At 72.2% G+C, this 23111-nt stretch carries 19 protein-coding genes; 7 read left to right on the top strand and 12 right to left on the bottom strand.

The genetic code is table 11. From position 1 onward, the window contains the following. The first annotated feature begins 24 nt into the window (after nucleotides 1-24). The gene (locus CLT74_RS30920) at nucleotides 25-177 is read left to right on the top strand and encodes a hypothetical protein (RefSeq protein ID WP_199172265.1); all 153 of its coding nucleotides are present in this window, start codon (nucleotides 25-27) and stop codon (nucleotides 175-177) included. 34 nt (nucleotides 178-211) lie between these two features. On the opposite strand, the gene dapE is transcribed toward CLT74_RS30920, so the two are convergent. After that, nucleotides 212-1285 carry a succinyl-diaminopimelate desuccinylase gene (gene dapE, locus CLT74_RS26365; protein WP_099849876.1) on the bottom strand — a complete coding sequence of 358 codons (1074 nt, stop codon included), beginning with the start codon at nucleotides 1283-1285 and terminating at the stop codon, nucleotides 212-214. A 126-nt stretch (nucleotides 1286-1411) separates the two neighbouring features. On the opposite strand from dapE, the gene dapD reads away from it, so the two are divergent. After that, nucleotides 1412-2371, top strand: coding sequence for a 2,3,4,5-tetrahydropyridine-2,6-dicarboxylate N-succinyltransferase (dapD, locus tag CLT74_RS26360; protein WP_099849874.1), 960 nt, complete (start codon nucleotides 1412-1414; stop codon nucleotides 2369-2371). A 46-nt stretch (nucleotides 2372-2417) separates the two neighbouring features. On the opposite strand, the gene CLT74_RS26355 is transcribed toward dapD, so the two are convergent. Beyond that, nucleotides 2418-5747 carry a S8 family serine peptidase gene (locus CLT74_RS26355; protein ID WP_099849872.1) on the bottom strand — a complete coding sequence of 1110 codons (3330 nt, stop codon included), beginning with the start codon at nucleotides 5745-5747 and terminating at the stop codon, nucleotides 2418-2420. A gap of 140 nt (nucleotides 5748-5887) precedes the next feature. On the opposite strand from CLT74_RS26355, the gene CLT74_RS26350 reads away from it, so the two are divergent. Next, a complete protein-coding gene (locus tag CLT74_RS26350) occupies nucleotides 5888-6445 on the top strand; it encodes a sugar O-acetyltransferase (RefSeq protein ID WP_099852967.1) in 558 nt (185 codons plus the stop codon). A 103-nt stretch (nucleotides 6446-6548) separates the two neighbouring features. Continuing rightward, complete coding sequence (locus CLT74_RS26345) at nucleotides 6549-9173, top strand: hypothetical protein (RefSeq protein WP_099849870.1); 2625 nt, start codon at nucleotides 6549-6551, stop codon at nucleotides 9171-9173. Here CLT74_RS26345 and CLT74_RS26340 read toward each other — a convergent pair. Genes CLT74_RS26340 through CLT74_RS26330 form a run of 3 tightly spaced genes read right to left on the bottom strand, consistent with a single transcriptional unit; the run spans nucleotide 9150 to nucleotide 11515 of the window. After that, complete coding sequence (locus tag CLT74_RS26340; protein ID WP_099849868.1) at nucleotides 9150-9797, bottom strand: nucleoside/nucleotide kinase family protein; 648 nt, start codon at nucleotides 9795-9797, stop codon at nucleotides 9150-9152. The two genes, CLT74_RS26345 and CLT74_RS26340, sit on opposite strands and share 24 nt — an antisense overlap. Then, nucleotides 9797-10444 (bottom strand): SIMPL domain-containing protein, encoded by a 648-nt coding sequence (locus tag CLT74_RS26335; protein ID WP_099849866.1) that lies wholly within the window; start codon nucleotides 10442-10444, stop codon nucleotides 9797-9799. The genes CLT74_RS26340 and CLT74_RS26335 overlap by 1 nt, the downstream gene beginning before the upstream one ends. A gap of 60 nt (nucleotides 10445-10504) precedes the next feature. Then, nucleotides 10505-11515 (bottom strand): prephenate dehydrogenase/arogenate dehydrogenase family protein, encoded by a 1011-nt coding sequence (locus CLT74_RS26330; protein ID WP_099849864.1) that lies wholly within the window; start codon nucleotides 11513-11515, stop codon nucleotides 10505-10507. 245 nt (nucleotides 11516-11760) lie between these two features. Here CLT74_RS26330 and CLT74_RS26325 point away from each other — a divergent pair, with 245 nt between their 5' ends. Continuing rightward, on the top strand, nucleotides 11761-13605 hold the full coding sequence (locus CLT74_RS26325; RefSeq protein ID WP_099849862.1) for a M48 family metallopeptidase: 1845 nt from the start codon (nucleotides 11761-11763) through the stop codon (nucleotides 13603-13605). Nucleotides 13606-13659: 54 nt separating this feature from the next. On the opposite strand, the gene dapC is transcribed toward CLT74_RS26325, so the two are convergent. Then, entirely contained in the window at nucleotides 13660-14865 is a 1206-nt protein-coding gene (gene dapC, locus CLT74_RS26320) for a succinyldiaminopimelate transaminase (protein WP_486582763.1), read from the bottom strand. Continuing rightward, complete coding sequence (gene fdxA / locus CLT74_RS26315) at nucleotides 14760-15086, bottom strand: ferredoxin (protein WP_007464872.1); 327 nt, start codon at nucleotides 15084-15086, stop codon at nucleotides 14760-14762. The genes dapC and fdxA overlap by 106 nt, the downstream gene beginning before the upstream one ends. Nucleotides 15087-15165: 79 nt before the next feature. Here fdxA and CLT74_RS26310 point away from each other — a divergent pair, with 79 nt between their 5' ends. Further along, nucleotides 15166-16131 carry a GNAT family N-acetyltransferase gene (locus CLT74_RS26310; RefSeq protein ID WP_099849858.1) on the top strand — a complete coding sequence of 322 codons (966 nt, stop codon included), beginning with the start codon at nucleotides 15166-15168 and terminating at the stop codon, nucleotides 16129-16131. Nucleotides 16132-16140: 9 nt separating this feature from the next. Here the strand turns inward: CLT74_RS26310 and CLT74_RS26305 are convergent, their stop codons facing one another. The 3 genes from CLT74_RS26305 to mshB all read right to left on the bottom strand — a co-directional run bounded on the left by CLT74_RS26305 (nucleotide 16141) and on the right by mshB (nucleotide 18089). After that, nucleotides 16141-16605 (bottom strand): hypothetical protein, encoded by a 465-nt coding sequence (locus tag CLT74_RS26305; RefSeq protein WP_099849856.1) that lies wholly within the window; start codon nucleotides 16603-16605, stop codon nucleotides 16141-16143. Between the two features lie 78 nt (nucleotides 16606-16683). Beyond that, nucleotides 16684-17121, bottom strand: a complete 438-nt coding sequence (locus tag CLT74_RS26300) for a hypothetical protein (RefSeq protein ID WP_099852964.1) — start codon at nucleotides 17119-17121, stop codon at nucleotides 16684-16686. 14 nt (nucleotides 17122-17135) lie between these two features. Beyond that, on the bottom strand, nucleotides 17136-18089 hold the full coding sequence (gene mshB, locus CLT74_RS26295; RefSeq protein ID WP_486582578.1) for an N-acetyl-1-D-myo-inositol-2-amino-2-deoxy-alpha-D-glucopyranoside deacetylase: 954 nt from the start codon (nucleotides 18087-18089) through the stop codon (nucleotides 17136-17138). Nucleotides 18090-18175: 86 nt separating this feature from the next. On the opposite strand from mshB, the gene CLT74_RS26290 reads away from it, so the two are divergent. After that, a complete protein-coding gene (locus CLT74_RS26290; protein WP_099849854.1) occupies nucleotides 18176-20323 on the top strand; it encodes a prolyl oligopeptidase family serine peptidase in 2148 nt (715 codons plus the stop codon). 6 nt (nucleotides 20324-20329) lie between these two features. On the opposite strand, the gene CLT74_RS26285 is transcribed toward CLT74_RS26290, so the two are convergent. Then, nucleotides 20330-22072, bottom strand: a complete 1743-nt coding sequence (locus CLT74_RS26285; RefSeq protein ID WP_099849852.1) for an ABC transporter substrate-binding protein — start codon at nucleotides 22070-22072, stop codon at nucleotides 20330-20332. Between the two features lie 47 nt (nucleotides 22073-22119). After that, nucleotides 22120-23106 carry an ABC transporter permease gene (locus CLT74_RS26280; protein ID WP_099849850.1) on the bottom strand — a complete coding sequence of 329 codons (987 nt, stop codon included), beginning with the start codon at nucleotides 23104-23106 and terminating at the stop codon, nucleotides 22120-22122. Nucleotides 23107-23111: the final 5 nt, after the last annotated feature.

Raw genomic sequence — 23111 nt, 5'->3', positions numbered from 1 at the left:
GCGGGCTTCGGGGGAGGAGACAGCGTGATCAACAACAACGAACGGATCCGGATTCGCCGCCAGATGCAGCGGCGCATCCGCGACGTGGTGGCCGAGCGTCGCCGCAGCCGCCTGCTCGAGAATCCACCCGAACCACCTGTCGACCCCGGCACCGAGTCCCACCTGACCGCCGTCTGACCGCTGCCGAACGCCTCGGTCACGCCGCCGGTGGTCAGGCCGGGGCGAGCCAACGGTGCAGCGTCGCCGCTCCGTCACGGATCTTGCCGATCTCGACGTGCTCGTCCGGGTGGTGGGCCAGGTTCGGATCCCCCGGTCCGAAGTTCAGCGCCGGGATCCCCATCGCCGCGAACCGGGCCACGTCGGTCCAGCCCAGCTTGCCGATGGGAGCGGCACCCACCGCCGCCACGAACTCCCGCGCGGGGGCGGCCTCCAGTCCGGGCAGCGCACCGGCCGCGCAGTCGGTCACCGTCAGCTCGTAGTCCGCGAAGACCTCGCGCAGGTGCGCCTCGGCCTCGGCCGGCGTACGGTCCGGCGCGAAGCGGTAGTTCACCTCGATCTCGCACCGGTCCGGCACCACGTTACCGGCGACCCCGCCGTGGATGCGGGTCGCGTTCATGCCCTCCCGGTACTCGCACCCGTCGATGGTCACCCGCCGGGCCTGGTAGGTCGACAGGCGGCGGAGCACCTCACCCGCGCCGTGCACCGCGTTGACCCCGTGCCAGGACCGGGCCGAGTGGGCCCGGACGCCTGTGGTCACCACCTCGGCCCGCATGGTGCCCTGGCAGCCGGCCTCGACGATGCCGTACGTCGGCTCCAGCAGCAGGGCGAAGTCGGCCTCCAGCCAGTCCGGGTGCGCCTGCGCGACCAGGTGCAGCCCGTTGTACCTCGACTCGATCTCCTCGGCCTCGTAGAAGAAGTACGTCACGTCGTAGCGCGGCTCGGGCAGGGTCGTCGCGAGGTGCAGCGCGAAGGCCACCCCGGACTTCATGTCCGAGGTGCCGCAGCCGTATATCAGGTCGCCACGCAGGGTCGACGGGAAGTTGTTGTTCAGCGGCACGGTGTCCAGATGGCCGGCCAGCACCACCCGCGAGGCCCGACCCAGGTCGGTACGGGCCATCACCGTGTTGCCGTGCCGGTAGGTGGTCAGGTGCGGAACCACCCGCAGAACCTCCTCCACGCAGTCGGCGATGGCCTTCTCGTTGAGAGACACGGACTCGATGTCGACAAGCGCGCGGGTCAACGCCACCGGATCGGCGAGGACCTCGGGGGTAAGCGGGTTCTCCATGGTCCGCACGGTACCGTCACAACCGGCGACCGCGAGACGCGAGCCCTTCGGCGAAGCGGGAGTGCGCGTGCGAGCCCCGCGGTCGCGAGCAGCAGCCAGCCCAGATGGGAAGCAAGGGGTGAGTAAGTGACGTCCACACAATCCGCGTGGGGCATCGGCCTGGCCACCGTCACCGCCGAGGACCAGGTACTCGACACCTGGTACCCGACCGGCAAGCTGGGCCTCGGTGACCTGCCGCTGGTGGCCGGCGAGGACGAGGCAGACGTGCTCGACCTGCCGCCCGGCGCGATCGGTGAGCGGGCCCTGCCGGGTCTGCGTACCGTCCAGGTGGTCACCGTGATCGGTTCGCTGGACGACCCGATCAAGGACGCGGCGGACGCGTACCTGCGGTTGCACCTGCTCTCCCACCGCCTGGTGCGCCCCAACGAGATCAACCTCGACGGCATCTTCGGCAGGTTGGCGAACGTGGCCTGGACCTCGGCCGGGCCCTGCCCGCCGGAGCGGGTGGACGAGCTGCGCGTCATCGAGCGGGCCGCCGGCCGTCATCTCGGCGTGTACGGGGTGGACAAGTTCCCCCGGATGACCGACTACGTGGTGCCCGCCGGGGTGCGGATCGCCGACGCCGACCGGGTCCGGCTGGGCGCACACCTCGCCTCCGGCACCACGGTCATGCACGAGGGCTTCGTCAACTTCAACGCCGGCACGCTCGGCGCCTCCATGGTCGAGGGGCGCATCGTGCAGGGCGTGGTGGTGGGTGACGGTTCGGACATCGGCGGCGGCGCCTCCATCATGGGCACCCTGTCCGGCGGCGGCACCGACAAGGTACGCATCGGCGAGCGCAGCCTGGTCGGCGCCAACGCCGGTGTCGGCATCTCGCTCGGCGACGACTGTGTCGTGGAGGCGGGTTGCTACATCACCGCCGCCTCGAAGATCAGCCTTCCGGACGGCCGGGTCGTCAAGGCACGCGAGCTCTCCGGCGTCGACGGGTTGCTGTTCTGGCGCAACTCGGTCTCCGGCGCCCTGGAGGCCCGCCCCCGCACCGGCCGGGGCATCGAACTGAACGCCGCCCTGCACGCAAACGACTGAGCCACCGGTGGGACGGGCGTGATCACGCCCGCCCCACCGGCACGGCTCACCGCAGGCGGTACGCCTGGATGATCCGCTGGGTGACGGTGTTGCCGTCGACGTCGCGGGCGGTGGCCCGCAGCGACACGTGGCCGGCACCGCGCGGGTGCTGCACGGTGGCCTCCCAGCCGCTACCGGCCTTGCGCAGCTTGGCGCGCTGCCAGCGCTTGCCGCCGTCGTAGGAGACCTCGACGGTCAACGACGCCGTCTTCGCCGCCGGTGCGCCCGGTTGGCGCTGCACCGCGACCGGAATCACGAAGGCCCGGCCGGCCGGGGCCGCGTTCCGCTCGTCCAGTCGCGGCGCGAACCGGATCGCGGAGGCGGGCAGCCGGACCGGGTCGTCGCCCCGCACGTGCCGGGACCGGAAGGTCCAGGTGGTGGCGACCTCCGTGCTCAGGTCACTGACCGAGCGCTTCGCCGAGGTCTCCAGCCGGTACCTGGCGGGCCCGGCGGGCACCTCGAACTGACCCCAGCCGGGATCCTCGGACTCACTCACCAGTTTGCCGTTGCGGTACAGGGCGGTACGTCCGGCGTCCGTCAGCGAACTGCCCAGGTGTCCGGCCGCGTCGCTGTACAGCGGTACGGACAGAGTGATCAGGTCACCCAGCCGGGTCAGGCCGTCGTCCGGCCAACGCGGCACCGGGAACGACTGTCCGTGAGGCGCACCGTTCCAGACCTCCCGGTAGGTCCGCCCGGCCCGGTACGTCGTCGGTTCCGAGAAGAGCACGGCCACCGGTTCGAGCCAGGGCACGTCATCGCTGCGCGTACCGAACCACAGCTCGGTGCTCCAGCGCACCGCCCCGGTGTTGTAGTACTCGACCCGCTGACCCGGTACCTCGGAAGGCAGCCCGACCGCCCAGCCGCCCAGGTCGGGCTCGAACAGGGCGAAGGACATCCGCTCGGCGAGCGTGCCCGGATAGCCGTCCCGGAACGTCTGCTTGACGGTGGCCAGGTCACTGCTGCGGTAGTGCCGGGTCAACCCGGCGGGCATCCGGCCCGGCACCATCTCGGCGAGGGCGTAGAGATACGGGCTGCTGGCCGCCTCCAGGTCGGCGAACTGGCTGCTGAACACGGCGAAGAAGTGGTCTGCCGCAGTCCGCCCGCCGAGCTGTCCGGTGAACAGCCCACCGAAGTCGTCGGCGACCGCACCGAACCCGGCCAACCCCTCGTCGAACAGGAAGTACGCGTCGACAGCGACAAGCGCCGGCGTCGCCGAGCGGTCCGGCACGGTCATCCGCACCGGCTTCGCCGTACGCGCGTCCACCACGGTCTCGGCGTCCGACTCCACCACCAGTTCCGGCTGAGTCATCAGCACCAGTTCCTCGCTGGCCTCGTCGAACAGGAAGCTGGCCAGCCCGTACCGCCCCTTGGGCACCCGCACCTCGGCGGTGCCGTCCGGGTCGGACACGAAGATGTCGGTGAAGTCGTCCAGCCCGAGCAGGAAGGTCGCGTACTCGTCCGGCACGGCACCCTCGCGGCTCAGGTGGCGCAGGGTCAACGTGTAGCTCTCCACCTCCTTGTGTACCGCCACCGGCGTGATCGCCACCAGGTCGCCCGCGCGGGCGACCACCCGGCCGGTGTAGTGGCCGTCCGGGCTGTCGACGCTTGTGTCGACGGTGACCGTGGCGGACGCGGTACCACCGGCCGGCACCTGGACCTGCTCCGCACCGAGCGTGAACACTCCGGTCGGGGCGGGTTCGCCGTCCGGGCCGGTGGCCTCGATGCTGAGGTCCAGGGTGAGCGCCGTGGTGCCGGTGTTGCGCCAGGTCACCTCGCGTTGGATGGGTTCGTCGTCGGCGTGCGGCCAGAGCGTGCGGCCGAACGAGACGCTCGCCGGCTCGCTGACCACCGACTGGGTGATGGCACGTGCCACGTCGACCCGGCCGGCACCCTGCTGGTACGCGGTCAGGTCCGGATGCGGCCGGGCCGAGGCCATCAGGGTGGCCTTGAGCCGCTCCGCCGTCGCGTCGGTGTGCTGCTGGGCGAGCAGCGCCGCCGCCCCGGCCACGTGTGGTGCCGACATCGAGGTGCCGGAGAGCGAGACGTACTGGTCGCCGACCGGTTCACCGAGCTGTGTGCCCTCCCCCCGGGCGGCCACGATGTCCACTCCCGGGGCGGTGATCTCCGGCTTGAGGGCGTCGTCACCGACCCTCGGGCCCTGGCTGGAGAAGTCGGCGAGCTGGTCGTCCCGGTCGACCGCGCCGACGGCGAGCGCGGCGTCGGCGCTGGCCGGTGAGCCGACCGTGCCGGCCCGCCCGGAGTTGCCGGCGGAGATCACGAAGAGGGCACCGGTCTGCTCGGTGAGCGTGTTCACCGCCTCCTCGAGCGGATCGACCTCCGGCGTGTCCGCCCCGCCCAGGCTGAGGTTCACCACGTCGGCCTCGGCCTCGGTGGCGGCCCACTGCATGCCTGCCAGGATGGCCGACTCGGTGCACCCGTACTCCTCGCAGACCTTGCCGGAGAGCACTGTGGCATCGGGTGCCACGCCCTGGTTGCGGCCGTCCGAGGCGGCGCCGCTGCCCGCGATGATCGAGGCGACGTGGGTGCCGTGCCCCACGATGTCACCCGGGTTCTCCTCCTCGGTGAAGTTCCTCGACTCGGCGACCCGGCCGGTGAGGTCGGGATGCGCGGCGTCGACACCGGTGTCCAGCACCGCTACGCGCACCCCCTGACCGGTGAAGCCGGCCTGGTGGGCAGCGGGCGCCCCGATCTGCGGCACGCTGTGTTCCAACGTCAGCTGCCGCCGGCCGTCGAGCCAGATCCGCTCGACACCCCCCGCCGCGTCGAACCGGGCGCCGCCGTCACCGGCGACCGTGGCCCAGAGCTGACCCGCACGTTGCTTGTCCGCGGTGGCCGCGACACCACCGATGGCCGCCAGGTCACGGGTGACGGTCACCCCGTCGGGTGTGCCGGCCCGCCGGGCGGTCGGCCCGTAGGTCATGAGCAGGGGCAGGTCGTCGCGGTGCGCGTCGTCGTAGCCGGCGGCGATCAGCCCGGCCACGTCGAAGAGCCGGCGGTCGACCCGTCCGTCGCGGATCAGCGGCAGGGCGTCCTGCGGCACCACCCAGAGGTGATCCCGCTGCCGCTGGGTGAGAAAGCGGATGCCGTCGCGGCCCTCGGCCGGGCGTACGCTCGCCCCGCGCGCGGTGACCGTGACCTGGTCACCGGTGATCAGGGTGACGGTGGTGGAACCGCGGCCGGCGTCCGGCCTGTCGGTCGGGGCCTGGGTCGGCGGGGCCGCTGTCGGCGCAGCCGGTGCGGCCGTGGCCGCCGCCGGTACGCCGAGCACCAGACCCAGCACGAGTCCGGTGGCGGTCAGTTTGCTCCTTCGTCGCAACTGAATCCTCCTCTGGAGCGTCTATATCGATGCAGGACACATCGACTCCCATCAGAGTTGCATACCGAGTATGTAAATGGGAGTCAAGAATTCGACGAAGTTGAGTCCTCGTCGCGACGACGCCAGGCATGATCGGACGGATGACGTCCATGAAGGAACGCATGCTCGCGGGCGAGCCGTACCTCGCCGACGACCCGGAACTGATCGCCGATCATCTCCGCGCCATGCGCCTGATGGAACGGATCAACAGCGGGTCCGTGGACGGTCAGGAGGCCCGTCGGGCGGCGCTGCACGAACTGCTCGGCGAACTCGGCGACGAGACCGGGATCCGGCCACCGTTCTACTGCGACTACGGCTACAACATCCGGATCGGACCCCGCAGCTTCGTCAACTACCACGCGGTCTTCCTCGACGTCGCACCGATCACCATCGGCGCCGACGTGCAGGTCGGCCCCAACGTGCAACTGCTGACCCCCACCCACCCGGTGGAGCCGGAGCCACGCCGGGCGAAGTGGGAAGCCGCCCGGCCCATCACCATCGGCGACAACGTCTGGCTCGGTGGCGGAGCGATAGTCCTCGCCGGAATCACCATCGGTGACAACACGGTCGTCGGCGCGGGTGCCGTGGTGACCCGCGACTTGCCGGCAAACGTCGTCGCCGTCGGTAATCCGGCCCGTGTCGTCCGCCAGCTCGACTGACCCACAATCACCCTTCTAGCTGCACAAACACCTCCATGACGAGTGGCACCCAACGCGCCGTGTCGGGCACTGTAGGTGACAGGTGCGTCACCGGGAGGCTCGCATGGGAGGTCGGATTCTCGAACTGCGCGTACACGGAGTGTCCAACACGCCGCCCGCCGAGACGCTGGGCCTGACGGCGGAACCCGGCAACGAGTCGGCCCAGCCACGGCTCGTCGCCGGCGGTCCGGTCACCGGCTTCTACCGCTCCACGACCACCACGCCACTCGATCCGATCGTCGTCGAGGCGTACAGCTGGGGGCAGTTGACCTCCGGCGCGCGGACCGCCCGCGACGTGCAGCGGGCCCTGTGGACGCTGCTGCTGCCCTTCACCCTGGCCAACGTCGCGCTGCACGCCCGGCCGGGGATACCGGCCGACCCGGCCACCGAACGGCTGGCCAGCCGCTCCGGCATGACAGCCTTGCTGATCAGGCTCTTCTGCCTGAGCCTGACCGCCACTCCGGTGCTCGCGATGACAGGCGTCGGTGTCGATCTCATCGGCTGGCAGTGTGTGGACGCGGTCTGCCTGAGTCGGATCCCCGGCCCGTGGGAGTTCCTCGCCAACCCCTGGTGGCAGCAGGGCGGCCGAGCTATGGCCGTCGGTCTCACCGTGCCGCTGGCCATGATCGGGGTGCTCGGCCTGGTCACCTGGCGGACCTACCAGTACGAGGCGGTGATGCCGGCCGACCCGACCACGAATCCACCGGGACGGCGGACGCCGCCGCCGGCCGACGCCGACGTGCCGGTCGGTCAGCCCGTGCAGGAGCCACCGCCCGTGCCCGAGTCAGCACCCGGACCCCTGAGCAACCCTCTTCAGGACCCGACGTTCTGGTGGGGCGAGGGGCAACTACGCCGTGCGGCCGTGCTGCACCTGTGCACCGGCACCGTGGTGGCGGCGGCGGTCCCGCTCGGCACGGTCTCGGTGCTCGACCCGCCGCACGGCGTACGGGCAGCGGTCACCTGGTCCGCGGTGGCCGCCTTCACCGCAGTCCTGGCGATCACACTCGTGGCCATCGGTCGGCCCTTCCTGACCCGGCGCGACGGCGCCACCCCGCTCGGCGGATGGAGCATCGCGGTCATCGTCCTCACCGGAATCGGCCTGGTCGGCACCGTCGCGGTACTGCTGCTGCCCGACGCCGCCGGCAGCACGCTCGCCGAGCTACGTACGCCGGTCGGCTGCGCCGACGACCCCACCCAGCCCGGATGCCTGACGGACCGCTCGCTACCCGGCTTCGACCGGGTCGTCGCCTGGCTGGGCACCGGACAGCTGCTCCTGCTCATCGCGATCGGCGCGACCGTCCGCTCCGGCCGGCGCGGCGGTGCCACCCCGGCCGCCGCCGCGCTGCTGATCGCCCTCGGTGCCGCCTGGTGCCACAGTTGGCTGCCGGACGCGCCACCGGCTCCGGTGACGCTGGGGCAGCTCGCCCTGCCGTTGCTCGCCTTCGCCGCGATCGGTCTGCTGCTGCCCCGGACCCGCCCGACAAGCGTGAAACAACCGCTCGAACCGCACACCGACCTGGCCTGGCGCGGTCGGGCGCCGGCGGTCATCGCCGGCTTCGGCTGGCTGCTCAGCCTCGCGTACAGCACCGGGGTGCTCTACTGGGTCGCCAACCGGCTCAACGGTGAGCAGACGCCGGACGGCCGGCCCCGGGTGGTACCGCCGACCCCGGTGACCTGGGCCGGCCTGACCTTCGCCGCCGCGCTGCTGATACTCGCCCTGGTCGCGGTCCGTGCCCTGGTGCTCTTCCACCGCCTGCGATGCGAGGAGTACGCCCGCCTGAGCGCCCGGGGCGGCCGACTGTCCGCGCACGACCTGCGTCGCGCCCGGGACGTCAGTGCCCACCAGGCGCTGCACCGGCTGGTCGGCGAACACGCGCTGCGCCTGATCGGCTGGTACGCCGGTGCGATGGCCGTGCTCGCCATGCTGGGTTGCGCAGCCGTGCTCACCTGTCCCCTGCCCCGGACCAGGACGGGCGGCGTGGCCCCCGTGATCACGGCGGTGGCGGGTGTCGGCGACGCACTGCTCGGCTGGCTCCCGGTGGCGGTGGCCGCCGTCGGCCTGCTCGTCTACCGCAAGAACACCATCCGCCGCTCCGTCGGTGTGGTCTGGGACATCGGCACCTTCTGGCCACGCGCCGCCCACCCACTGGCGCCGCCGAGCTACGCCGAGCGGGCGGTACCCGAACTGATCACCCGTACGGCCGGCCTGATCGCGCTGGCCGAGCACGACCCGCGCCGGATGGACGGCATCATCCTCTCCGGGCACAGCCAGGGCACGGTGATCTGCACCGCGGTCATCCTCCAGATGCCGAACCGTTGGCGGCACCGGATCTGGTTCTTCTCCTACGGCTGCCAACTGACCCGCCTCTACGGTCGGATCTTCCCCGCCTACTTCGGGCCGGACCGGCTACCGGTGCTGGCCGAGGCGCTTACCCGCCCCGGCGGCGGCACCCGGTGGACGAACTTCTGGCGGGACACCGATCCGCTCGGCTGGCCGGTCACCGCCGGGGAACGGGACATCGCGGTGACCGATCCCGAGGCACTGCACCCCAGCGACGGCGAGGTCGCCGACCCGCCGATCCGCAGCCACAGCGGTTACCCGGAGGCTGCCGAGTTCCAACGGGAGAGATCCCGGGTGGCGTGGCTGCTGCGGCGGGCGATCCCGTCACCCCGGCGGGGGCTCGGCTAGGCGTACCACCAGGTCGGCACGGTCGGCGGTGCCGGCCACCAGCGCCGCGTTGGTCTCGTCGCTGCCCAGCGCCCAGGCGCGGGCGTCCTGCTCCGACCGCCCGTACGTCATGTGCCGGGCGACCAGCCGACGACGCCGCAGGTCGGCGTCGAGGTCCAGGAACCACGCCTCGTGCAGCAGGGCGCGTATCTCGTCCCAGGGCCAGTTCGGCACCAACAGATAGTTGCCTTCGGTAACCACCAGCCGGACCTCCGGCGGCACCTCGATCGCACCGGCGATCGACTCCTCCAGATCCCGGCGGAACCGCGGTGCCCAGACCGACGTGGGTTCCTTACGCCGCAGCCGACGCAGCAGCGAGACGTAGCCGTTCGCGTCGAAGGTGTCGAGGGAGCCCTTCCGCAGCTCCCGGCCGAGTCGACGCAACTCGTCCTGCGCGAGGTGGAAGCCGTCCATCGGCACCAGCCGGGCGGCCGGACCCACCGCCTCGACCACCTGCGCGGCGAGCGTGGACTTGCCGGCCCCGGGCGCGCCGGTGATGCCGAGCAACTGCCTCGGTCCGGCATCGGCCAGACCTCGGGCGCGCTCCAGCAGCGTCTCCAGCGACAACACCTGAGCGAGGGTCATCAGGACAGGACCGGCCGGCTGATCGTGAACCGGGCCCGGACGGCCGCGTGCACCCCCTGCGGCTGCGGGTCGAGCTCCAGTTCCGGTCGGCCAGCGGACTCGACCCCACCGGCGTCGAACGCCATCCGGGCCATCATCGGCTGCGCGGTGCCGCCCTCGTCGGACAATTCGACCAGGTCGGTGACCTGGGCGCCGAGCGCCTCGGCGTACTCGCGGGCCCGCTGCAACGCGTCGCTGATCGCGGTGTGCCGGGCCTGCCGGTAGACGGGACTGTCCGGGCGCAACGACCACCACGGGCCGGCCACCTCGACCTGGTCCTGATCGGCCAGGCGCAGCATCACCTCACCAAGGGCTGTGAAATCGCTCACCGTCACCGTGGTGACCACCGAACCGTGCCAGGCCACGACCCGCTCCCCGGAGCGCCGGGTCTCGGGCCGGACCCGCAGCTCGCCGGTCTCTCGTCTGTCGATCGTCGGGCCGTACGAGTCGAGCAGGACCCGGATCGCCGCGGCCCGCTCGGCCAGCCGGGTCAACGCCAGCTCCCGCTCCCGATCGCGGGCCAACGCGGTCACGGTGAACCTGGCGAGTTCCGGCGCGACCTCGCGGTACGCCTCGCCGCGTACGGTGACCACCGGTCCGTCCACCATGCCCTCACCCTACTGGCGGGCCCGCCGCCACGCCCACCGATGCGCCGGGCGTGCCGACGTTCAGGCCGACGGGAGGTGGGCGAGGTAGGAGACGGTGCCGGCCACGACCTGGCACCCGGTGAGCTGTCCCCCGGCCGCCCCGACGTCGTGCAACCAGGCCACCTCGGCCGGTTTCGCGTCCGCCGGGAACGACCGGACCTGTTCCTCGTACCGGCGGCCGGCCAACTCGGCCCGGGCGGCGCCGGCCTCGGCGTAGCGGGCGGTGAGGGCGTCGGCGTCATCGGAACGCAGCGCCCCGGCCAGCTCGTCGAGAAACTCGGTGACCTGTGCCAGCGCGGCCAGGACCTGGTCGCGGTTGCCGCGCAGCATGTTTCCGGTGCGGTGCGGCGGGGTGCCGGCGACCCGGGTGCCGTCCCGGAAGCTCCCGGCGGCCAGGGTCAGGACCGCGTCCCGTAACGGCGACCGCTGCGCCGCGCCGGCCAGCGCCCCGGCGAGCAGGTGCGGCACGTGCGAGGCGAGCGCCACCACGGCGTCGTGCCGGTCCGCCGCCATCGGCACGACCCGGGCCGCGAAGACGTCGGTGACCAGGGTGACGAGGCGACGGAACGCGACAAGCCCGTCCGGTGCCGGGCAGAGCACCCAGGCGGCACCGGTGAACAGTTCCGGCAGCGCCGCCGCGAGCCCCGCCCGGTCGGTACCCGCCATCGGGTGACCGGGGACGAACCGGCTGGTCAGCCCCTGGGTGGCGGCGAACGCCGCCAACTCGGCCTTGGTGCTGCCCACGTCGGTGAGCAGGCAGTCCTCGGTGGTGGCCGCGGCGACCTCGACGAGGGTCGCGGGCAGCGTGGGCAGCGGACCGGCGAGAAACACCACGTCCCGACCGGCCACCGCGTCGACCAGCCGCTCCGCCATCGGCACGCCGGCCAGTCGGGCCTGCCGGCGGGTCTGCTCGTCCGGATCCCAGCCGGTCACGTCGAGTCCGGCGGCATGCAGCCGCAGCAGCACCGAGCCACCGATCAGGCCGGTGCCGACCACCGCCGCCCGCAGCCGTGCGTCAGCCTTGAGCACCATCCGCGTACCTCGGCGTTCCGTGTCGTCCGGGAGCCGGCCGGCCCCGCGGCGGCGTGCCGCCCGGATCCGCGCCGAACTGCCACGCGGTCCACGGACACGCCCTGCGTCCGGGCCGAGGATATCGCCGGCCGGACCGACACGCGCCGCCCCGACCGGACCGGAAGGGGGTTGTCCGGCAAACCTCCACGTCGTACGGTCCCCTGCGCCGCCCGCACCGCGCGGGCACGAAACGGGGAGGAACGGCCATGGCCGCGACGTACCGGGCGCTCGCCTCGGTGGTCATGTTGATCGGGTTCTACGTGGTCGCGCTACTTCAGCTGGCAGCCGTCGCCGCCCTCGGCGTCTGGCTGTACGGCCACACGAACGGGCTCGTCACCGGGAAGCTGCTGCTGCCGCTGATCATCGCGCTGGGCGCGGTGGCGGTCGGGCTCTGGCGGGCGATCCGGACGAAGAACGAACCGGCACCGGGCCTGGTGCTCGACGAGCGGGAGGCACCGCAGTTGTGGGCCACCGTCCGGGAGCTGGCCGAGTCGGTAGGTACCCGGGCACCGGACGAGATCCGGCTGGTACCTGAGGTGAACGCGGCGGTCGGCGAGCAGAGCCGGCTGCTCGGGCTGATCGGCGGGCGGCGCACCCTCTACGTGGGTCTGCCGCTGCTCCAGGCGATGCGGGTCGACCAGCTCCGCTCGGTGCTGGCGCACGAGCTGGGTCACTACTCCGGCAAGCACACCCGACTCGGCGGCGTCGCCTACCGGGGGCGGCTGGCGATCGAGGGCACGATCGAACGGATCAAGCCACGCAACCCCGTCGGCCTGGTCTTCAAGGGATACGCGAAGCTGTACCTGATCGTCGACAACGCCGCGTCGCGGCGGCAGGAGCTGGAGGCCGACCGCGCCTCCGTCCAGCTCGCCGGCCACGAGGCGGCCACCTCCGCGCTACGCAGTCTGCCGGCGCTCGACGCGGCCTGGAACTTCTTCACCGGCCGGTACGTGGAGTCGGGCTGGCAGGCCGGCCTCGCCCCGGACGACCTGTTCGGCGGCTTCGGACAACTGCTCCAGGCCCGCCGGGACGAGATCGACAAGCTCCAGCAGGACGTACCGGACCGCGAGCCGTCCCGGTGGGACACCCACCCGCCGATCGGCGTCCGGATCGAGGCGATGGCGCAGCTGCCGGCCGGTGCGGCGCGCACCGACGACCGCCCGGCACACGTGCTGCTCACCGACGTCCTGGCGGCGGGCCGCCGGTTGCAGAGCCTCGTCATCGACCTCGGCAACCGCCAGGTGCTGCCGTGGCCGGAGTTCACCCACGCGGCTATCGCCGCAGGCGTGCAGCGCCAGGCGGACGGCGTCTACCGAGCGGCCGGCCGCTTCACCGGCACCACCGAGCCGGGCCTGTCGACAGTGCTCGACCTGGTCCGGGCGGGCCGCCTGGGCGAGTTCGCCGAGCAGTTCTTCAGCGACACCACCCGGCGGGAGGCGGCGGCCCGCTTCGCCGGACCAATGGAGATGTTGCTGGTGAACGCGACAGTCCGGGCCCAGCGGGCCCGCTGGCAGCTGTCCTGGGGCGGTCCGGCCCAGTTCGTCGGGACCGGCGGTGAACCGTTGGATCTCGCCGAGATCGCCAAGCTGGCCGTCTCGGCGGAGACCCTCGACGAGGCGCTGGCCCGCCTCGCCGAGCTGGGCGTCGACCCGTCCGCCGCGACGGTGGTGCAGAGCCGGGCCACCGCCGACAACGCCGGCATCATCGGCGCCATCGGCAACGTGAAGGTCGACGACGTGGAGCACGACCTGCTGATCCTCGACCGCGGCCTGATCCTGGTCGGCGGTCCGGGCAAGGCTGGCGACGGTGAGAAGCGGCTCACCGGACTGCTCGAATCGACGCCGGTGGCGACGTTGGCCACCCGGCACCAGTTCCTGCCGTACGAGGAGATGGTGTCGGTGAACGTGACCAGGCAGATCCCGCTGAAGGCCGAGCTGACGCTGCACGACGGCCGGGTGATCGCCCTGAAGGAACTGTACGGCAGCGTGCTGCTGGAACGGCACAGCCGGGACAACCTGCTGCGGGTGTTCGAACGGATCAACGAGGACTGAACCGACGACCCGACCGAGGCCCGTCCCCGCATCCGGGGGCGGGCCTCGTCGTGGTCAGGACAGGCGGGCGGCGACCGCGGCGATCCGCTCGTCGGACTCGGTGAGCGCCGCCCGGACGTACTGCCGGGCGCCGGCCCCGTAGAAGACACCGGCGGCGACCAGGATCCCGCGCCGGGCCAACCAGTCGACAGTGGCCCAGCAGTCCTCGCCACGGGTCAACCACAGGTAGAGCCCCGCCTCGGAGTGCTCGACGGTGAAACCGGCACCGGTGAACGCCGCGCGCAGCGCCGTCCGACGCGCCCGGTAGCGCTCCCGCTGCTCCTCGGCGTGCCGCTCATCGCGGAGGGCTGCCACCATGGCCGCCTGCACCGGCGCCGGCACGATCATCCCGGCGTGCTTGCGGATCTTGAGCAGCTCGGCCACGAGTGCCGGGTCGCCGGCCACGAAGCCGGCCCGGTAGCCCGCCAGGTTGGAACGCTTGGACAGCGAGTGCACCGCCAGCACGGAGTCGTACGAGCCGCCGCACACCTCGGGTGACAGCACCGACACCGGCTCGGCGTCCCAGCCCAACGGCAGATAGCACTCGTCGCTGGCCACCACCGCGCCGCGCTCCCGCGCCCAATCCACCACCTTGCGCAGGTGGGTGGCGGGCAGCACCCGCCCGGTCGGATTGCCGGGCGAGTTCACCCAGACCAGGCGCACCCGGGACGTCGGACCGACGGCGGTCAGCGAGTCGGCGCGTACCGTGGTGGCTCCGGCCAACCGCACGCCGTCCTCGTAGGTCGGGTAGGCGATCGACGGGACCACCACGACGTCGCCCGGCCCCAGCCCGAGCAGGGTGGGCAGCCAGGCCACCAGCTCCTTGGAGCCGATCGTCGGCAGCACCCCGAGCCCGTCCGGGCTCGCGCCACAGGCCCGTGCCACCCAGCCCGTGATCGCGTCCCGCAACGCCGGAGTGCCGGCGGTGAGCGGGTACCCGGGCGCGTCCGAGGCGTCCGCCAGGGCCTGCCGGATCACCTGCGGCACCGGATCGACGGGCGTACCCATGGAGAGGTTGATCAGGCCGTCCGGGTGCGCCGCGGCCAGCGTGGCCGCGGCGTCCAGGGCGTCCCAGGTGAACTCGGGCAGCCGCGACGAGACCGGGGCGGGCCGGTTCAGTGGCCCTCGCCGCGCGGCGGCTGCGCGGCGACGAAGGTGGCGTCCTTCTCCACCTTGCCGATCTTCGAAGCGCCACCGGGCGAGCCGAGATCCTCGAAGAATTCGTAGTTGGCCCCGGTGTAGTCCTTCCACTGCTCCGGGACATCGTCCTCGTAGAAGATCGCCTCCACCGGGCAGACGGGCTCACAGGCACCACAGTCGACGCACTCGTCGGGGTGGATGTAGAGCATCCGGTTGCCCTCGTAAATGCAGTCGACCGGGCACTCCTCGATGCATGCCTTGTCGAGCACATCCACGCACGGCTCGGCGATGATGTAGGTCACCGGTCTTCTCCTCCGCAAGACGCGCCGCGATCACCCGCGACGGTAAGAGCCTAGTATCTCGCCGGGGAGGAGGTCGATCGTGCTCCGAGAGCAAGACTTGGGACACAGAATCGTGGTGCGGCGTCGCGTCGGCGTTCGCGGTGGTCGACCGGTCTACTCCGACGCCCTCGGTGAACTGGTCGAACTGACCGAGACGCATCTCACGCTCACCACCCGGCAGGGGCGGCTACGCGTACCCATCGCCGAGGTGCACCGGGCCAAGCGGGTACCGGCGGCCCGACGGCCGACCGCCGCCGCCATGGTCGAGCTGGAACTCGCCGCCGACGAGGCGTGGCCGGCACCCGTCCGGGCCCGGCTCGGTGACTGGTTGCTGCGGGCCGCCGACGGCTGGACCGGCCGGGCCAACTCGGCCCTGCCGGTGGGTGACCCGGACCGCCCGCTGCCGGCCGCGGTGGACGCGGTGCAGCGCTGGTACGCCGGGCACGGCCAGCCGGCCATGGTCAACACACCGCTGCCCCTGGCCGCCCCGGTCGGCACCGAACTCGACAGGAGAGGCTGGCACAGCCGCCCGCCGGTGCTGGTGCAGACCGTCCCACTGGCCACTCTCCTCCCGGCGGCACCTGCCGACGCGGGTGACCTCGTCGGCGCCGTCGAGTTGGCCACCGCGCCGTCGGCCGACTGGCTCGCCGTGGCGGCCGGCCGCAAGGGTGGGCTGCCGGACGCCGCCCGGCACGTGCTGTCCGCCGTGGACCAGGTCCGCTTCGCCCACGTGTATGTCGACGGCACGCTCGTCGCGGTCGGCCGTGGCACGATCACCGGCCGGGGACGCTGGCTCGGGTTGTGCCTGATCGAGGTGCTGCCCGCCGCCCGCCGGCAGGGACTCGCCGCCCGGCTGATCCGAGCGCTCGCCGACTGGGCCACCGAGTCCGGGGCGACCGACGCGTTCCTCCAGGTCGAGCAGAGCAACTCCGGTGCGGTGGCGCTCTACCGCAAGCTGGGCTTCACCACCCACCACACCTACCTCACCCGGGTGGCGCCGCAGTGACCTCGTCGGTCAGCGGCGCACCACCCGGCGGGGCTTGGTCGCGGTGGTCTCGGCGTAGCGTTGCAGGCTGCGCGACCGGTGGTCGCGGCCGAGCGTGACCAGCAGCAGGTAGCCCAGCATGGTTCCGATGGTGGTCGCCACCAGGTACAGCCCGATCTGCGCGAAGAACGTGCTGCCGCCACCGGCGAACGGGTTGTCGCCGACCAGCAGCGGCCCGATCAGCACGGTCAACCCGAGCGCGACGCCGATAGCGACGGCCACGTCACCTGCCCATTGGGCCAACGGCCGCCGCCCGCCCCAGACGAAGGCGACACCGGCCAGGATCAGACCGATCACCACGAACATCCCGAGCGACACCCGGTCGGCGGAACTGTCGTCGCCGTCGAAGCCGAACCGGATGACCAGTCGGGCTACCACGTTCACCGCGAACAGTGCGATTGCGAGCACGCCAACCGCACGCCACCGCTGACCCATCACACGCCTCCCGCCGTACCGCCCGCCCGGATGGCGGGTCTCCTGGCAGGAATATCTATCACCCGTCGCTGAGCGCCGTCAGTACCGTCCGGGAGCCGGTGCCGGCGCGAGGATCGACCGGAACGCCATCACCGTGAAGGTCATCGCACCGCCCACCACCAGGGTGAGTCCGACCCAGTTGCCGACCAGCAGCACGTCGCCCTCGGTGGTCCGGTCGGCGGCGACCACCATGATGGCCACCCAGGGCAGTGCGGGCAGCGCCACCGCCCAGCGCCGGCCGACCGCCTCGACGGCGAACCAGCTCAACGCGATGTTCACAGCCACCGCCACGAGCACCGTGACGCCGATCAGATGCCCGCCGACCCGCAGCGGGGCGAGCAGCAGCTCCAGCACCGCGCTCAGTGTGGCGGCCAGCACGGCGAACACGCCGCCGGTCACCCGCAGGCCGATGTCCAGGGGACGCCGCCACCTCCGGCTCGGCCGGGGCGGCTCCTGCTCCTGCGGGGCGACCGACATCGCGGCGGGCAGGGTCACCGGTGACCGGCCGAGGTGACCGGTCTCCGGCCGGGGACGACGCCCGGGCCGTCGGCCACGTCCGGCACCGCGTCGGCGACCCCGGCGAAGAGGTCCGACTCCCAGCCGTACGGGCCGTTGCCCGGGCCCTTCTCCCCGAGCGCCAGGGTGAAGTACTCCACTCCCATGAACTCGGCGCCGAAGTTGCCGGCGATCGAGTAGAGCCACGAGGTGGCCGGGATCTGCGTCGCGTGGGCACGCATCGCCGCCTCCTTCGCGGCGTGCTGCTCGGTGGCGTCGATCCGGGCCGCGATCTCCTCGTCCGGGGTGCAGAACGGCAGCTCGGTGGCGTCGGCGATGCCGGCGAAGGGGTTGTCCGACGCCTCCGCGAAGTGCGTCATGCCCGCCTCCAGCACACTGCGCGGCATCGCCGTCCAGTAGACCTTCGCCGGCCCGAGCCCCTCGGCGGCGGCCAGTTCCACAGCCCGCATGGTCACCCGGTGCGCCTGGATGTGGTCGGGGTGGCCGTAGAAGCCGTTGTCGTCGTACGTGACGACCACCTGTGGGCGTACCTCCCGGATGATCTCCAGCAGGTACCCGGCGGCCTCGTCCAGGTCGGCGCCCCAGAAGGCCCGGGGGTGCTCGTTCGTCGGCAGACCCATCATCCCGGAGTCCCGGTAGCGGCCGGCACCGCCGAGAAACCTGTGGTCGGTGACGCCGAGTTCGGCGCAGGCGGTCGCCAGCTCGGCGATCCGGTACCCGCCGAGCTGGTCGGCCTCGGTCGCGGCGAGCCCGGCCAGTTCCGGTACGTGGATCTCGCCCTCCTCGCCGAGAGTGCAGGTCACCAGGGTGACGTGGGCACCAGCGGCCGCGTAGTGGGCCATCGTCGAGCCGGTGCCGATGGACTCGTCGTCGGGGTGCGCGTGGACCAGCAGCAGGCGGTGGTCAGGCAGCGTCGTCACGACGGTCACTCTAACCGGCGGTTCTCGCCCGCCGGCCCCGACGCGTCCGCGCAGGTCACTCACATCAGGCTCGGTACCGGCCTACGATCTGGCCTGTGGACTTTCCCGAGCTGGCCGCCCGCACCCGCAGGTTCAGCCACGGGGCGCCGCGCGCCGTCTCCGTGGCTGACGACGGCGCCCGGGTGGTCTTCCTACGCTCGGCCGGACCGGAGGACCCGGCCGACGCGCTCTGGCTGCTGGACGTGGCGACCGCCGAGGAACGGCTGGTCGCCGATCCGACCACCCTGCTGGGCACCGACGCCGACCCCGACGCGCTGAGCCCTGGCGAACGGGCCCGGCGGGAGCGGCTGCGGCTGAGCGCCTCCGGCATCGGCTCGTACGCCCTCGACGCCGCCGGACGGGTGGCGGTCTTCGCGCTGGCCGGGCGGCTCTTCCGGGCCGACCTGGTGCACGGCGACGTGATCGAGGTGCCCACCGTCGGGCCGGTGCTCGACCCCAGACCGGACCCGAGCGGGCAGCGGCTGGCCTACGTGACCGACGCCGCCGAGGGGGTGCGCCGGGGCGAGCTACGGGTGGTCGACACCGACGGCGCCGACACCATGCTGGCCGGCGAGGACTCCGGGGTGCTGTGGGGGTTGGCCGAACACATCGCGGCTGAGGAGTTCGGGCGGCACCGCGGCTACTGGTGGGCGCCCGACTGTCGGTCGGTGCTCGCCGCCCGGGTCGACGAGTCCCGGCTGCCCCGCTGGCACCTGCACGACCCGGCGCAGCCGGGCAGCCCGCCGGCCAGCGTCGCGTACCCGGTGGCGGGGGGCCCGAACGCTGAGGTCAGCCTGCATCTGCTCGACCTCGACGGCGGCTGGGTCGACGTGCACTGGGACCGGGAGACCTACCCGTACCTGACCGCTGTGCACTGGGGTGAGGGCGCCCCGCTGATCACCGTGCTGCGCCGCGCCCAGCAGCACGGGCTGGTGCTCGCGGTCGATCCGCGTACCGGGGAGACCCAGGTGCACGCCGAGCTGGCCGACCCACGCTGGGTCGAGCCGATCCCGGGCACGCCCGCGCACCTGCCCGACGGGCGGGTGCTTGTCGGCGGCGAGCTGGCCCACGACGGATACGACGCACGCTGCCTGTTCGCCGACGGCACCCTGCTCACCCCGCCCTCGCTCTACGTACGCCGGGTGATCGGCCGGCTGGCCGGCGGCAGCGGCCCGGCGGACCTGCTGGTCGAGGCGAGCGACGGCGAGCCGAGCGAACAGCACCTGTTCCGGGTCCGCACCAGCATCGGCGGCGGCGTGGACGCCCGCCGGTTGACAAGCGACGCCGGCTGGCACGTGGGTGCGGTCGGTGGCGGCGTACTGGTCATCGGCAGCGCCTCGTTGGACCACGCGGGCGTGCGGTGGACGGTGTTCCAGGGCGACCGGGAGGTGGCCACGCTGCGGTCGCTGGCCGCCACGCCCAGCTACTCCCCGCTGCCACTGCTGGAGCGGGTGACCGATCGCCGGCTCCCGGCAGCGGTGCTCTACCCGGACAACCACGTCACCGGCCGGCGATTGCCGGTCCTGCTGGACGTCTACGGCGGTCCGGGGCATCAGGAGGTGGTGGCCGCACGCTCGGCCTGGCTGGAGCGGCAGTGGTGGGCCGACGCCGGCTTCGCGGTGGTGGTCACCGACAACCGGGGTACCCCGGGTATCGCCCCGTCGTACGAGAAGGCCATCCACCGACGGGTGGCCGACGTGATCCTGCTCGACCAGGTGGAGGCGCTCACCGCGCTCGCCGACAAGCACCCGGACCTGGACCTGGACCGGGTCGCGGTGCGCGGCTGGTCGTTCGGTGGTTGGCTGGCCGGCCTGGCGGTGTTGCGCCATCCGGAGCTGTTCCGGTGCGGCATCGCCGGAGCGCCGGTCACCGACTGGGCCCTGTACGACACCGCGTACACCGAGCGTTACCTGGGCCTGCCCGCCGACGGCGAGGACGTCTACGCGCACCACTCGCTTGTGGAACTGGCCGCCGAGCCGGTCACCGACCCGGCACACGCCCGACCACTGCTGCTGGTGCACGGCATGGTCGACGACAACGTGGTGGCGGCGCACACGCTGCGGCTGTCGGCGGCGCTGCTGGCCACCGGCCGGCCGCACTCGGTGCTGCCGCTCACCGGCGCCACCCACATGGCCGCCGGTGGCCTCGCCGAACGCCTGCTGCGCCTGGAACTCGACTTCCTCCGGACCCACCTCGGGATGTGAGTCGGGCTACGGCTTGACGTGGGCGTCGACGAGTGCCGGGTAGCCGAAGACGCTGGAGACGAAGATCCCGCCGGCCTTGGCACCGTGCACCAGGTAGGCCACATCGACGTAGAGCGGGACCACCGGGGCGTGCTCCTTCATGATCCGTTCATCGAGCTCCGCCCACTGCCGGCCCTGCTCGGTCGGTGGCAGGGCGAGGATCCTGTCGAACTCGGCGTTGATCGTGGGGTCGTTGAAGTACGCGTGGTTGCTGTTGCCCCGGTCCCGGATGGTGCGGCCGTCGTAGAGCACCGGCAGGATCGACGCGCCGCTGGGCCAGTCGGCTGCCCACGAGCCGAGGTACAGGTCCCACGGGTTGCCGCTCTTCTTGATCTCGTCGAGCTTCGCGTCGTCCGGGATGTTCCGGATCGTGATCGTGAACCCGGCGCGCTCCAGGTTGCCCTTGAGCTGCGTCGCCACCTGCTGCTCCAGCGAGCTGTCGGCGGCACCGAGGACCAGCTCGGGGCGCTGTCCGCCGAGCAGTTCCCGCGCCTTGTCCGGGTCGCCGTGGGGCCCCGCCGGATACGCGTCGTACGCCCGGTGCCCGATGGTGGCCGGTGGCATCAGGGTGGTCATCGGCACGGCGACGTGCCGCCCACCGAGCACCTTCACCAGGCCCTCCCGGTCGATGGCGTGGTTCAACGCCTGACGCACCCGCAGATCGGTGACCCGCGCGTTGTTGATGACCAGGTGGTTGGCGCTCGGCGTCGGGGAGAGGATCGTCCGCGACCGCAGCCCGGCGTCGCCCGCCACCCGGGCGATCAGCGAGGCGGGCACGTAATCCCAGGACAGGGCGCTCTGGTCGGGCCCGTTGTCGGCGATGACCCGGTTGGCGGCGGTGTCCGGGGTAGGGCCGAAGCTCCACACGAAGCGGTCCGGGTACTGGTGGCGCACCGGATCGGTGGTGGCGTCCCAGTGCTCGTTGCGCTCCATCACGATCTCGACGCCGGCCCGGTAGCGGGTGACCTTGTACGGCCCGGAGGAGAACGGCGCGTTGCCGAGGTCGACGCCGGTGTCCCGGTCGGGCGGCAGGGGTGCGGTCGTCGGCAGCGACACCGCGAACGGCAGGTCGCAGCGGGGTCTGGCGAACTCGAAGCGCAGCGTCCGGTCGTCCGGCGTGGTCAGGCCCGGTGGCAACGAGGTGCGGTTGGCCTGGAAATCCCAGGCCGTGTCGTACTGCGGGGTGTCGACAAGCCACTCCTGGAGGTAGGTGGGGCCGCCGGCCAGGTCCGGGTCGAAGGAGCGGGCGATCCCGTACCCGATCTCCCGGGCTGTGACCGGCCGGCCGTCCTCGAACCGCACTCCGTCCCGGACCGTGAACTCCCAGACCCGGCAGTCGTCGTCGACGTCGCGGCCCGGCGTCTCGGCCAGGTCACCGACAAGCGTCAGGTTGCCCTCGCCGTCGTCCTTCCAGGTGGTCAGGGTGCGCGCGATGAGCGGTACGGTCATCAGGCCGGCGAACGAGTACGTCCGTTGCGGGTCCAGGTGGGAGATGGGCGTCTCCCGGAGGATGGTGAAGGTGCCGCCGCGCCGCGCACCCGCCACCTCCGGCGCCGGGCCGGCCGAATCCCTCGGGTCGGTGGCGATGACCCCCGTGGCCTGCCGACCGGTGTCCACCCGTGGCTCCCCACCGGTGTTCGCCGGGCAGGCGCTCAGGGCCGACACCAGCACGAACGCACCACCCACCGCAACCGCCGCCCGTGGTCGCATCCGCCGCCTCCTCAGTTGTCGATGAGTCCACACCGTCCCGACCCGGCTCAGCCCAACCGGACCCGTGGGTCGACGACCGCGTAGAGCAGGTCCACGAGCATGTTCGCCAGCACCACGAAGACCGCCGCGGCCAGCACCGTGGCCATGATGGTCGGCAGGTCGCCCGCGCGCACCGCGTCCACGGCGGTACGGCCGAGCCCGTGGATCCCGAAGGTCGTCTCGGTGATCACCGTGCCGCCGAGCGCCGCGCCGACGTCGAGGCCGGCGACGGTGATCACCGGAGTGATCGCCGCCCGCAACGCGTGCCGCCCGTACACCGCCGACCTGGGCAGGCCCTTCGCCCGGGCGGTACGCACGAAGTCCTCGCTCAGCGTCTCCAGCAGCTGGGCGCGGAACAGCCGGGCGTAGTTGGCGGAGAAGAGCAGGGCCAACGACAGCCAGGCGAGCACCAAACCACCGGCCCAGCGAACCGGGTCGTCGAGCAGCGACGTGTAACCCGGCACCGGCAGCCAGCCGAGCGTGTACACGAAGATCAGCAGCAACACCGCGCCGACGAAGTACAGCTGCAGGGAGGCACCGGTGAGCGAGAAGCCGATCGCCAACCGGTCGACCCAGGTGCCTCGGCGCAGTGCCGACACCAGTCCCAGTCCCATCCCGAGCAGCAGCCACAGGACCGCCGCCGGAATGACGATGCTCAGCGTTACCGGCAGCACTCGGACGAGAGTGTCGGTGACCGCCTCGTTGTTCACGTACGACCAGCCCAGGCAGGGGGCGTCGCAGTACCCGCCCTGGGCGGTACCCAGTTCCCTACCGACGACGACGCCCCTCATGTAGCCCCCGTACTGGGCGACCAACGGATCACTCAGGCCCAGTTCCTGACGTACCCGTTCCAGCCGCTCGGGATTGCAGTTCTTCGGGCACATCCCGCTGACCGGGTCGCGGGGCAGGGCGAAGAACATCAGGAAGGTCAGCACGCTCACCGCGAAGAGGGTGAGCACGGCCGAGAGCGTACGCTTGACCAGGAAGCGCAGCACCCGAC

It is taken from the genome of Verrucosispora sp. CNZ293 (genome assembly GCF_002754655.1).
This window is presented reverse-complemented; position numbering and strand designations above follow the sequence as displayed.

Coding starts and splice junctions, on each gene's coding strand:
- dapE (WP_099849876.1), bottom strand. CDS start 1,285: ATGGAGAACCCGCTTACCCCCGAGGTCCTCGCCGATCCGGTGGCGTTG.
- CLT74_RS26350 (WP_099852967.1), top strand. CDS start 5,888: ATGACGTCCATGAAGGAACGCATGCTCGCGGGCGAGCCGTACCTCGCC.
- CLT74_RS26345 (WP_099849870.1), top strand. CDS start 6,549: ATGGGAGGTCGGATTCTCGAACTGCGCGTACACGGAGTGTCCAACACG.
- CLT74_RS26340 (WP_099849868.1), bottom strand. CDS start 9,797: ATGACCCTCGCTCAGGTGTTGTCGCTGGAGACGCTGCTGGAGCGCGCC.
- CLT74_RS26335 (WP_099849866.1), bottom strand. CDS start 10,444: ATGGTGGACGGACCGGTGGTCACCGTACGCGGCGAGGCGTACCGCGAG.
- CLT74_RS26330 (WP_099849864.1), bottom strand. CDS start 11,515: ATGGTGCTCAAGGCTGACGCACGGCTGCGGGCGGCGGTGGTCGGCACC.
- CLT74_RS26325 (WP_099849862.1), top strand. CDS start 11,761: ATGGCCGCGACGTACCGGGCGCTCGCCTCGGTGGTCATGTTGATCGGG.
- CLT74_RS26305 (WP_099849856.1), bottom strand. CDS start 16,605: ATGGGTCAGCGGTGGCGTGCGGTTGGCGTGCTCGCAATCGCACTGTTC.
- CLT74_RS26300 (WP_099852964.1), bottom strand. CDS start 17,121: ATGTCGGTCGCCCCGCAGGAGCAGGAGCCGCCCCGGCCGAGCCGGAGG.
- CLT74_RS26285 (WP_099849852.1), bottom strand. CDS start 22,072: ATGCGACCACGGGCGGCGGTTGCGGTGGGTGGTGCGTTCGTGCTGGTG.